The organism is Pseudomonas sp. RIT778 (assembly GCF_019718735.1).
GTDB lineage: Bacteria > Pseudomonadota > Gammaproteobacteria > Pseudomonadales > Pseudomonadaceae > Aquipseudomonas > Aquipseudomonas aphyarum.
In genome coordinates, this window is record NZ_JAIHBA010000066.1 from 1 (window position 1) to 10,842 (window position 10,842).

Sequence of the window (10,842 nt, forward strand, 5' to 3'; positions counted from 1 at the left end):
CGCCGACCACATCTTCATCGAAGAACTGCGCAAGGCCGACTGGTACCACAAGGTCAGCCAGGCCTTCGTAGTGTTCCAGCCAGTGAAATCGGTTGGCGTGGTCGGCGACGGCCGTCGTTACGCCTGGGTCGTGGCCCTGCGTGCCGTGGAAACCATCGACTTCATGACCGCACGTTGGGCACACCTGCCTTACGAACTGCTGGAAACTGTCAGCGGCCGCATCATCAATGAAATCGAAGGTATTTCGCGCGTTACTTACGACGTGTCGAGCAAGCCGCCGGCGACCATTGAGTGGGAGTGATCCTACGTCGCGCCCTCTAGAATTCGCGGTTGGATTCGCAGAGGCGCAAAAGGGGTTATAAAAAATGCCAGTCAGTTAATCTGACTGGCATTTTTGTTTTTGGCGGAAAGTGCGGAGGAGGGCGCAGGTATTAGAGGAACTGTGACCGAATCAAATCCGTATCGAACGGCGTTATCCCTTGATCAGGTGCGAACACCGCTTGTGCCTGCTGCGCCGAAGCCACTCGTTCGCCTCGTGCTCGTACATGCAAATCGAACAATGTCTCCAGATCAGGCCGTGGTGTATGTACCAAAGCCCGCAGCATCAACGATACCCCGCTGAGATTGTTCCCGACATTGTTCCACCGGGGAGATGAGGTCAGTCCCAGGTCGGCCCAGATCACGCGCCGCTCCTGCAAGTCCATCACAAATGGCAGACAGATCTGTGTGTCGGAGGCGATATCGATACGATCGAACACGGTTCGCGGCTCGAATACTTCACCCGATGCAGTATCGGCGCGTGCCATCCAGCCAGCGAAGCATTCTGGAAGATCGCAGTACGGCTGCTGGGTGAATGAGTTGATAGACGTGACGACGTAGCGAATGCCCTTCTCGACGAGGACTTCAAGGTCAAGGTCGATGAACTCCGAAGCCCCTTCGGGTGCGTCGACGATGTCGCCGCTGTGGCAGCCGCCGTAATCTCTCAGGTTGTAGTACGCAACCGTTTCTCTGAACACGAAGTTGGTATCGAAAAATGCGGCGGACAAATCGATGTCCGTGCGTGAACGACCGTTTTTCCACCACAGGAACAGACGAATGAAACGTGTGTCAGGCATCGGCAATCGGCTGCCCCGCACCAGTGTCCGTAGCGATTTCGAAGAAGCGCGTTGTGCCAGCGGTACCCTGTATTCGAGTAATTCCGGATCGATGTAACAGCGACCCAATGGCGGGAGTGTCGCAAACCGCGTTACCAGAGCGTCCTCGCAGATTCGCGCTGCACGAGCCAGCACCTCGGGTGCGAGAAGCTCTCGGTTATCCTTGATGCCATAGACTTTGGCGAATGAACCCTTCGGTGTGAACGCCCGAAGTGGCAGGGGGCGCGGCGCACGTGACTGGGCCAGCAACTGCAGCAGGACAGGCGAGGACACTTGTGGGGCAACAGCCTCGAACGCATCGAGAACCGGCTCTGGTTCCGTCGCGCGCCGCAGGGTCGCGTCCAGCCGTCGTGCGAACTCACCGGGACGGCTCAGTAGCACGGACACAAGCTCGGCAATATCGCGCTGGGCGAACAATGTTTCGACGCGTGAACCAAATGAGGCAGGCGCTTCGTTGCGACGCGCTGCGGTGATTGCGGCCAGCGCTCTTGGGTATTTATCGGCGTAATCGCCCGGATGAAGTACTTCAGCCAGGCGTTTCCATCGCTCGGCATGCCGCATCACGTCTTCCGTAGCGTTGGGTATTCGGTCGAGCAGACTCAACAGCAGACGGCGCATCGAGCGCTTCATCGCTTTGAAACGTGTTGTAGCGGTTGCCAGTGACACGTCTCCTCCATTCAAGGCGATCGCCAGTCGTAGCACGTCAGTCGCCGTTTCGACGTTTTGCTCCAGAAATGCATCCACCCGTGCATCGCCAGCTACATGCAGGATCAGTGCGCCGCCAACCTGTGCCCGGATCTCCCGGAACGGGACGACCTCAGGCAGCAGACGGAACACTTCACTTTTGTACTCGCGGATAAACCAGACGACGTCGGCCGCTTCCTCTTCGGAGAGCGAGGTGCGTGATGAAACCAGCGGCTCGAGCAGTGACTCGAACTCAGGGATGCTTCCCGGTTCGATAACCCAGGGAATGAAGTTGCCTTCAAGCATTGGAGGTCGAGAGTCTTCAGTCGCGGGTAAACGTCGAAGCGTGTGGTAATGCATGACGGCGTTGAGGTACAGCTCGGCCTCCGAGGCCGTCAGAACCTGCTCAGGAAAGTCAGGGTAAAACGGCCGGTGGTGCACATGAGCGCCACTCCTGCGCCGAAGCACTCTGACAATGTCACGCAACCAGGACTTGAGTTCTGTCGCCGACAACAGGCCGATTTGTTCAATCAGAGGCTCTGACAGTACGCAGCGGAACGCCGCGATTTCCCGGACAGCCGACGCGACCTGAGCGCGCGTGGCACCACCAGTGCCCATCGGGACGTGAACTTTGCTGCGGCGGCGCAGGAACAGCTCCTGATTCATGCTTGATTTTCTCCCTGGGTCGCCGTCGTGAGCGAGCTGCAGCATCGTGTCTACAGCCGATATGAAAACGCCTGCTGGGAGCAGGCGCGGTGTGGGGAGCGGAACCCCTAGTTCATAGGGTTTAGAAGGAAGGTGTTCCATAGCCACGCCGGCATTCTACGGAAAGTTCTCCCCGGTTGTCAGGTTGCTTGGCATTCCAACGGTAACAAGCTGCGTCACCGAAAAAACAAGGTGTTTATGAGTGATAGGTCGCTCGTCCTTTCAGGGGCCGCAAAGTCTTTCAGGTATTCGCAGTGTTCCATCTGGCGACTACCAAGTGGAAATATGCTGAATTACAAGGGCGCCGAAAGGCGCTCTTGTAATTCAGCAGGACACGCTTATTTCTGTTTGGTGCGTGCGCTGGCGGGAAGCTGGTATACGGATGAAGGGTGGTGGCAAAATAGTGTCAATTGCTCCGGATCGGTGGATTCGGGTTTCAACGACAAGGATGTGGGCAGGCTGTGAGCGCTGCTGCGTAAGGGATATATGGTTTCCATCTACGTGAACGGAATAGACAAGACCCGTCAGATCAGCGACTGGACGATAAAAGGTGATGGGCGCGGTGGCGTCTCGCTGACTTGTCACTATCCATCTGGCAAGAGTTGGCCCAGTCCGCTTGCCGAGTGCGAGGTTGTTCCGACTCGAGAAGTGAAACACCTGCTACTGAGGAAAAAATCCAGCTCAGTGATAAGTGCTGTCGAGAGTGCAGTGATTTACGGCGAGAAATATGCCGTCGTTCAGTATTCCGCAGGTGGCAAAAAGTACGCTTACAAGCTCGCCGATATCGAATTCACCACACCGACGAAGATGAAAGACGATTCGGTTTTCCAGTATTTCCGCTCTGTAGCTGATGCGAGAGTCATTCAGGCCGAATCGGAAAAGGATAAAGTGATCGCCGAGAATGTGCAGCGCCAGTTCGATTCAATTTCTGCATGCGCGAGCACCGCATTGCACGCTTATTGCACCGGTCGTAATGGAAGTCAGGAGCCTGTAGCAGACCTTGTTTTTCCATTTGGTCTCAATGAGAGTCAGCTTGAAGCAGTGGAGCAGGCTTTCACTTCTCAGATCAGTTTGATCGAAGGGCCCCCCGGCACCGGCAAGACACAAACCATTCTGAACATTGTCGCCAACATTCTGTTGCGTGGAAAAACCGTGGCGGTGGTATCGAACAACAATGCGGCAGTGTCCAACGTATGTGAAAAGCTAGGTAAGTCAGGCCTCGGTTATCTGGTTGCCGAGTTGGGCAGCAATGAAAACCGTGAAGCGTTTTTTGCCAATCCTCGTCCCCGACCCACAATTGCTCCTGAAGCGGCGCCTGAGATGGCGAACATTCAGAGTGTCTTTCAGAAACTCAAAGGCTACCTGGCTGACCGCAACACGATGGCCAGGCTGCGGACTGAAGTCAGTGAACTGGAGATCGAGCGCAGTTATTTGCGGCAGTGGCAGCAAGAAAGTGGCGTGCTGGATCCCATTCCCCTGGGCAAATATAACCTGACCCCGCAAAAGTCCACCGACCTGATGGCATTCCTGACGCACCTCGCTGGCAACCGCGTGCGAATCAAGGACAGGATAGAAATGCTGTTCAACTTCAAGATCCTGCGCATGAAACCATTCGATGACTGGGCCAAGCGCAAATCGGTCTTCTACGGTCTGCAGCTTCACTACTACGACAAAGCGCTTCAGGAAAGAAAAGCGACGCTGGCAGGGCTTCAGGAAAAGTTGCGGCTGGGTAATTATCAGGTGTTGCTTGAAGAACTTACGAGTACCTCGATGAAGTACTTGAAGCAGCATCTCCACCGACATGTACCGCAAACTGAGCCCTTCGATGCCAAGAGTTATCGGAAAGCCAGATTCGATGAATTCATAAAACGCTATCCGATCATTTCAAGCGGTACGCATTCCATCGTCAATTCCTTGAAAACCGGCACAGTGCTCGACTACGTCATCATTGACGAGGCTTCGCAGCAAGACATCGTTCCTGGAGTATTGGCTCTGGGCTGTGCGAAGAATCTGATCGTTGTCGGTGACAGAAAGCAGTTGGCACACATTCCGGCGACGCTGGACATGGCAGCACCAGCGGCTCACTACGATTGCGAGAAGTACAGTTTGCTGGATTCGTGTGTCAGCGTGTTCGAAGGTGCGATCCCGATGACCCTATTGAAGGAGCACTATCGCTGTCACCCGCAGATCATCAAGTTCTGCAATCAGCAGTTCTACGACGATCAACTGGTTCCGATGACTGAAGATCGCGGGGAAAAGCCGTTGTCATTGCTGGTGACCGCAAAGGGTAATCACACGCGGCACAAAACCAATCTCCGGGAACTGGATTCACTGTTGGCAGTGCTTGATGGTGAGGGCGAAAGTACTTGGGAGGACGAAGACGGCAGAGGATTCATCGCCCCGTTCAGGAACCAGGCCAGGTTGTCTGGCACTCTTTTGCCAGAGGATTTCGTCAAAGACACCGTTCACAAATTCCAGGGGCGGGAGTGCGACGAGATCGTCTTTTCCACTGTGCTGGACAAAAAGAGCACGACACCGAAACTTCTAGCGTTCGTGGACGACCCCCGGATGATCAATGTGGCGGTATCGCGGGCCAAAAAGCGCTTCACCCTGGTCACCGGCGAAGACGTTTTCACGGCCAACAATGGGCACATCGCAGCGTTGGTGCGTTATATGGAGTACTACGCTGATGAAGCGCAACTTCATCGCGCACCCGTGATATCGGCTTTCGATCTGCTCTACACGGAATACGACAAGTCGCTGGAGCGGCTCAATAGCAAGTTGCGAAGGAGCGATTCCGACTACAAGTCCGAGCAGATCATGGCGCAGATACTGCGAGAGACCCTTGATCAGGAGCTCTACCGCGGGATTGCGGCCCACGGCCAGATCGAATTGAACCAGTTGGTCTCGACGGCCAACGAGTGGCTGACCCCGAGAGAAAGGGAGTTCATGGACAACCGCGCCAGTTGTGATTTCGTGATCTATTTCAAAGTCGGTAAAAGACCACTCGGAGTGATAGAGGTCGACGGAGGAAGTCACGCGACACCGATGCAAATCGAACGGGATGCCTTGAAAGACAGCATCCTGCAAAAGGCGGGTATTTCGCTATTACGTCTACGCACCGTCGAGAGTCGCATCGAGGACCGGGTAGCCGAGTTTATGGCGCAGTGGGCAAGTACAACCACTGGAGGAAATACCGCGCCCGCTTGAGGCTCAAGAGCACAGTGAGGTTCTTTTTGTCGTCAATACCGGATTGGATGCGACAACACTTCACTTAATCTTTCTCAATTGCAGGTGTATCGTATTCGCCCTTTACGGGCCTGCGGGCCCGCCGCAGATACGTGAGGTAGTTGAGTTCATGTCCTTTACCCGTCGCCAAATCCTCGGTGGCCTGGCCGGTCTTGTTGTCGTTGGCGTGGGAGCGGGGGGCGCGTCGCGTTACTGGCTGGGCAAGATGGCCGATGCCGATGCGGGACATGACTATGAGCTGATCGCCGCACCACTGGACGTCGAGCTGGTGCCGGGGCACAAGACCGAAGCCTGGGCGTTTGGCCCGTCGGCACCGGGTACCGAGTTGCGCGTGCGTCAGGGCGAATGGTTGCGGGTGCGGTTCATCAACCATCTGCCGGTGGCGACGACCATTCACTGGCACGGTATTCGCCTGCCGCTGGAGATGGATGGCGTGCCGTACGTTTCGCAATTGCCGGTACTGCCGGGCGAATACTTCGATTACAAATTCCGTGTGCCGGACGCCGGCAGCTACTGGTATCACCCGCACGTCAGCAGCAGCGAAGAACTCGGTCGCGGGCTGGTCGGGCCGTTGATTGTCGAGGAGCGCGAGCCGACCGGGTTCAAGTACGAAAAGACCCTGAGCCTGAAGAACTGGCACATCGATGACGAGGGCAACTTCGTCGAGTTCAGCATTCCGCGCGAAGCGGCCCGTGGCGGTACGGCGGGGCGGCTGTCGACCATCAACGGCGTGCCTACGCCGGTGATCGAGTTGCCGGCGGGGCAGATCACCCGCGTACGCCTGCTCAACCTCGACAACACCCTGACCTATCGCATCAACATTCCCGGCGTCGAAGCGCAGATCTATGCGCTGGACGGCAACCCGGTCGAGCCGCGCCCGTTGGGCAAGGAATACTGGTTGGGCCCGGGCATGCGCATCTGCCTGGCGATCAAGGCACAGCCCGCCGGAGATGAGCTGTCGCTGCGCAACGGCCCGGTTCGCCTCGGCACCCTGCGCTCAGTGGCCAACAATGACGCGCCGACCGACTGGCCGAAAGCACTGCCGGCCAACCCGGTGGCCGAGCCGGACCTGGCCAATGCCGAGAAACTCAACTTCAATTTCGAATGGGTCGGTTCGGTGTCGGTGAATGTCGACAACGGCAAGCCGCCGAGCCTGTGGCAGATCAACGGCAAGGCTTGGGACATTACCGACAAGACCTGCGCCGATCGGCCGATCGCCAGCCTGAAACTGGGCCAGAGCTATATTTTCGAATTGAAGAACATGACCCAGTACCAGCACCCGATCCACCTGCACGGCATGAGCTTCAAGGTGATTGCGTCGAACCGGCACAAGATCGTGCCGTACTTCACCGACACTTATCTGCTGGGCAAGAACGAGCGTGCGCAAGTGGCGCTGGTGGCGGATAACCCGGGGGTATGGATGTTCCACTGCCACGTGATCGACCACATGGAAACCGGCCTGATGGCCGCCATCGAGGTGAAGTGATGCGCCAGATTCGCCCCGCGGCGATCATCGACCGCAGCCGTGATCGCGATTTCATACGCGAGGCGCTGGAACTCGCGGCACAAGGCGCAGCCCTCGGCGAAGTGCCGGTGGGCGCGGTGCTGGTGCAGGATGGCGAGATTATCGGTCGTGGCTTCAACTGCCCGATCAGCACCAGTGATCCCAGTGCTCATGCGGAAATGGTCGCGATCCGCGCCGCCGCTCAGGCTGTGAGCAACTATCGACTGCCGGGCAGCACGCTCTACGTGACGCTGGAACCGTGCAGCATGTGCGCCGGGCTGATCGTGCATTCGCGGATTGCGCGTGTGGTGTACGGCGCGCTGGAGCCCAAGGCCGGGATTGTGCAGAGTCAGGGGCAGTTCTTCACTCAGGGCTTTCTCAACCATCGAGTGTTGTATGAAGGTGGGGTGTTGGCGGAGGAGTGCGGGGCGGTGTTGACCGAGTTCTTCAGAGCGCGGCGCGCAAAACCGGCAGACTGAACACAAAACCAATGTGGGAGCGGGCTTGCTCGCGATTCGGTCCGACAGTTACAGAAATGTTGACTGTCAAACCGCTATCGCGAGCAAGCTCGCTCCCACAGTGTTATTAGGTGTTTGGAAGATTTACTTCTTCGCGACAATCACCGCCCGCATCGGCGCCGGTAGCCCTTCAACGGTTTTGCTGTGATCTTCCGGATCAAGGAAATCACTCAAAGACTGATACTTCATCCATTCAGTCCCGCGCTGTTCTTCAACAGTGGTGGTGCTCACATCCACGCACTTCACATCCGTGAACCCCGCACGACGCAGCCACAATTCCAGCGCCGGCACCGACGGCAAGAACCACACATTACGCATCTGCGCATAACGGTCTTCCGGCACCAGCACCTGATGTTTGTCGCCTTCGACCACCAGCGTTTCCAGCACCAGCTCGCCACCCTTCACCAGGCAATCTTTCAGCGCCAGCAAATGCTCGATCGGCGAGCGACGGTGGTAGAACACGCCCATGGAAAATACCGTGTCGAAGCCTTCCAGATTCGGCGGCAAGTCTTCGAACGGGAACGGCAGGTGCCAGGCATTCGGCTCTGACAGATAACGCTGCACCGCCTGGAACTGGCAGAAGAACAGCCAGTTCGGATCGACGCCGATCACACTGTCGGCACCGGCGCCGAGCATGCGCCACATGTAGTAGCCGTTGCCGCAACCGACATCGAGGATGCGTTTGCCCTTCAGATCCAGATGCGGAGCGACCCGCGACCACTTCCAGTCCGAGCGCCATTCGGTGTCGACGTGCACGCCAAACAGATCGAACGGCCCTTTGCGCCACGGCGACAGGCCCATCAGGGCAGTACGCATTTGTGCGCGGGTTTCGTCGTCGCAATCGGTGTCGAGTTTCAGGCCGTCGAGCAGGTCGACTTCAGTCGGCTGGATCTTCGGCAGGGCGTCCAGCGCACTTTGCCAGCGCTCCAGATCGCCGTGGCCTTTCTCCATTTTCTTGTCGAGCTGCACTTGCAGGGTGTTGGCCCATTCGGCCAGCGGCGTGCCGGCCAGACGGCGGGCGAGGGGGGACAGATCAATCATGGCAAGGCAATCAACGAGGCAAAGTTAAGACACTGGAACCACGGCACGACTTTCGAGAACCCGGCGGCCAGCAGGCGCTCGCGGTGTTCTTCGAGGCTGTCGGGCTTCATGACGTTTTCGATGGCGCTGCGCTTCTGGGCGATTTCCAGTTCGCTGTAGCCGTTGGCGCGTTTGAACGCGACGTGCAGATCGGTCAGCAGCGCGTGTTCCTCGGCATCGTTGAAGCGCAGCTTCTCCGACAGGATCAGCGCGCCGCCCGGCAGCAACGATTGGCGAATGCGCGACAGCAACGCCGTGCGCTGCTCCGGTGCGATGAATTGCAGGGTGAAGTTCAGCGCCACCACCGAGGCCGGTTTGAAATCGAGGGCGAGGATGTCGCCTTCGATCACCTCGACCGGCAGCAACTCCTGGAACATCGAATCCTGACCGTTAAGGTACTCGCGGCAGCGCTCGACCATGGCGGCAGAGTTATCCACCGCGATCACCCGGCAACCGTCGGTGCGCACGTGACGGCGCAGGGCCTGGGTCACCGCACCGAGGGAGGCGCCGAGGTCGTAGAGCACGCTGTTCGGCTGGGCGAACTGCGCCGCGAGCACGCCGAGGTTCTCGACGATGGTCGGGTAACCCGGCACCGAACGCTTGATCATGTCCGGGAACACCCGCACCACGTCTTCGTTGAAGGCGAAGTCAGGCACCTGGGCCATCGGCTGGGCGAAAATGCGATCGGGTTCTTTGCTCACGGCGGTTCCGGCGGTGTCGATGAAAAGGCCGGCATTTTAGCCAAACTGGCGCGCAGATGCGCGGGTTGTCTGATAAACCGTGCTGGTCGGAGTCAGGCTAAAGTTCAAAAATCGATCAACTTAGCCTGAAACCTTCTCGGGTCCAGATTGCGGCAAGACTTACGAGATAATGTAATTGGCTGCGAAATTTCCGTTCACATCGATTCCTGGTTCAACTACCCCTCCATAGTCCTGCACGGTCTGGATGGCGTATACGCCGGAGATGCTCTTGGAGGAGTGATCTACCGTGAGTTTCAGGGTCAAAGATGTCGCGGTATATCGAGTGTTCACCCAGCCCGTTCTGACATCAACGTTGACGCCCGGATCATTGAGTTTGTATTCGCCACTTTGGATGTCGGGAGCAAAGTTGAATTCGAGATTCTCAATCTGCTGCTCAAACTCCTCCTGCGCTCCCGTAATCCTTAAAAAATTGCTGAGAAAGCAATTCACGATTGGGAAGTAGAAGGCCTCGCCGCTATCAATCTGGCATTTGAAGGTGTTGTTCGTATCGGCGTTTTCTATCTGATTATTCATGGTCGATCCCTCGGGCGATTGACAGGCGGTTTGCTGTCTCTCACTGCACTTTAAGCTGAGGGGGACGCGGATTTAACTGTCGGAAATGACAGTTTTTAATGCGATTTTCTAATGAGCTCGACGCTTTTTATCGCAAATCGGCTTTAGCTTCATTCGGATGCTTGAACGCCGAGGCGACGATGCCCCACTGCCCCAGCCAATAACTGAGGATGATGATGTAGGGCGCCGCATTGAACGGTGAGACAAACCGGTTGATGCCGATCACGCTGTCGGAGAACACGAACGCCACCGCGCCGCCCGCCGCCAGCAGCGCCGAACGTTGCGGTACGCCGCTGCCGAGTCGGGCCAGTGCGCGCCAGAGCATGGCGCTGATGGCGGTGCCGTAGACGATCACCGGCACGGTCAACGGGCCGAGTCCGCTGCCGATCAATATGCCCAACAGCACGGCGCCCACGCTAAGGGCCAGGATCAGCGGCAGCAGGGCCAGGCGCCGGCAATCGCTAAGATAGGCCTTGAGATACGCCAGATGCGCGACCAGAAACGCGCCGAGACCGAAGACAAACAAATCCCCCGGCCACGCCAGCAGCACATCGCCGATCAACGAGAAAATCAGACCGAGGCTGATCCAGCGCCGATAGTCGCTGGGCGGCGCATCGTGCAACCAGCCCAGCAAC

General features: G+C 57.5%; 8 protein-coding genes and 1 pseudogene. 4 read left to right on the forward strand and 5 right to left on the reverse strand.

The window, feature by feature from the left end:
* A pseudogene (locus K5E37_RS29065) lies at positions 1-301 on the forward strand (GMP synthase (glutamine-hydrolyzing)); the annotation flags it as partial.
* A 130-nt stretch (positions 302-431) separates the two neighbouring features.
* Here the strand turns inward: K5E37_RS29065 and K5E37_RS29070 are convergent.
* On the reverse strand, positions 432-2,504 hold the full coding sequence (locus tag K5E37_RS29070) for a TerD family protein (RefSeq protein WP_221535804.1): 2,073 nt from the start codon (positions 2,502-2,504) through the stop codon (positions 432-434).
* 525 nt (positions 2,505-3,029) lie between these two features.
* Here K5E37_RS29070 and K5E37_RS29075 point away from each other — a divergent pair.
* The 3 genes from K5E37_RS29075 (at position 3,030) to tadA (ending at position 7,775) form a co-directional block, all read left to right on the forward strand.
* The gene (locus tag K5E37_RS29075) at positions 3,030-5,753 is read left to right on the forward strand and encodes an AAA domain-containing protein (protein ID WP_221535805.1); all 2,724 of its coding nucleotides are present in this window, start codon (positions 3,030-3,032) and stop codon (positions 5,751-5,753) included.
* A 148-nt stretch (positions 5,754-5,901) separates the two neighbouring features.
* Positions 5,902-7,278 carry a multicopper oxidase family protein gene (locus K5E37_RS29080; protein WP_221535806.1) on the forward strand — a complete coding sequence of 459 codons (1,377 nt, stop codon included), beginning with the start codon at positions 5,902-5,904 and terminating at the stop codon, positions 7,276-7,278.
* Complete coding sequence (gene tadA, locus K5E37_RS29085; RefSeq protein WP_221535807.1) at positions 7,278-7,775, forward strand: tRNA adenosine(34) deaminase TadA; 498 nt, start codon at positions 7,278-7,280, stop codon at positions 7,773-7,775. Before K5E37_RS29080 ends, tadA begins: the two co-directional genes overlap by 1 nt.
* A 123-nt stretch (positions 7,776-7,898) precedes the next feature.
* On the opposite strand, the gene cmoB is transcribed toward tadA, so the two are convergent.
* From cmoB to K5E37_RS29105, 4 genes are all read right to left on the reverse strand, one after another.
* Positions 7,899-8,855, reverse strand: a complete 957-nt coding sequence (gene cmoB, locus K5E37_RS29090) for a tRNA 5-methoxyuridine(34)/uridine 5-oxyacetic acid(34) synthase CmoB (RefSeq protein ID WP_221535808.1) — start codon at positions 8,853-8,855, stop codon at positions 7,899-7,901.
* Positions 8,852-9,559 carry a carboxy-S-adenosyl-L-methionine synthase CmoA gene (gene cmoA, locus K5E37_RS29095; protein ID WP_219737186.1) on the reverse strand — a complete coding sequence of 236 codons (708 nt, stop codon included), beginning with the start codon at positions 9,557-9,559 and terminating at the stop codon, positions 8,852-8,854. Before cmoA ends, cmoB begins: the two co-directional genes overlap by 4 nt.
* A gap of 195 nt (positions 9,560-9,754) precedes the next feature.
* Positions 9,755-10,168 (reverse strand): hypothetical protein, encoded by a 414-nt coding sequence (locus tag K5E37_RS29100; protein ID WP_221535809.1) that lies wholly within the window; start codon positions 10,166-10,168, stop codon positions 9,755-9,757.
* Between the two features lie 127 nt (positions 10,169-10,295).
* Positions 10,296-10,842: lysoplasmalogenase (locus K5E37_RS29105; RefSeq protein WP_221535810.1), on the reverse strand; the 547-nt coding region annotated here is incomplete at its 5' end.

Coding starts and splice junctions, on each gene's coding strand:
- K5E37_RS29100 (WP_221535809.1), bottom strand. CDS start 10,168: ATGAATAATCAGATAGAAAACGCCGATACGAACAACACCTTCAAATGC.
- K5E37_RS29070 (WP_221535804.1), bottom strand. CDS start 2,504: ATGAATCAGGAGCTGTTCCTGCGCCGCCGCAGCAAAGTTCACGTCCCG.
- cmoA (WP_219737186.1), bottom strand. CDS start 9,559: ATGGCCCAGGTGCCTGACTTCGCCTTCAACGAAGACGTGGTGCGGGTG.
- K5E37_RS29080 (WP_221535806.1), top strand. CDS start 5,902: ATGTCCTTTACCCGTCGCCAAATCCTCGGTGGCCTGGCCGGTCTTGTT.
- K5E37_RS29075 (WP_221535805.1), top strand. CDS start 3,030: ATGGTTTCCATCTACGTGAACGGAATAGACAAGACCCGTCAGATCAGC.
- tadA (WP_221535807.1), top strand. CDS start 7,278: ATGCGCCAGATTCGCCCCGCGGCGATCATCGACCGCAGCCGTGATCGC.
- cmoB (WP_221535808.1), bottom strand. CDS start 8,855: ATGATTGATCTGTCCCCCCTCGCCCGCCGTCTGGCCGGCACGCCGCTG.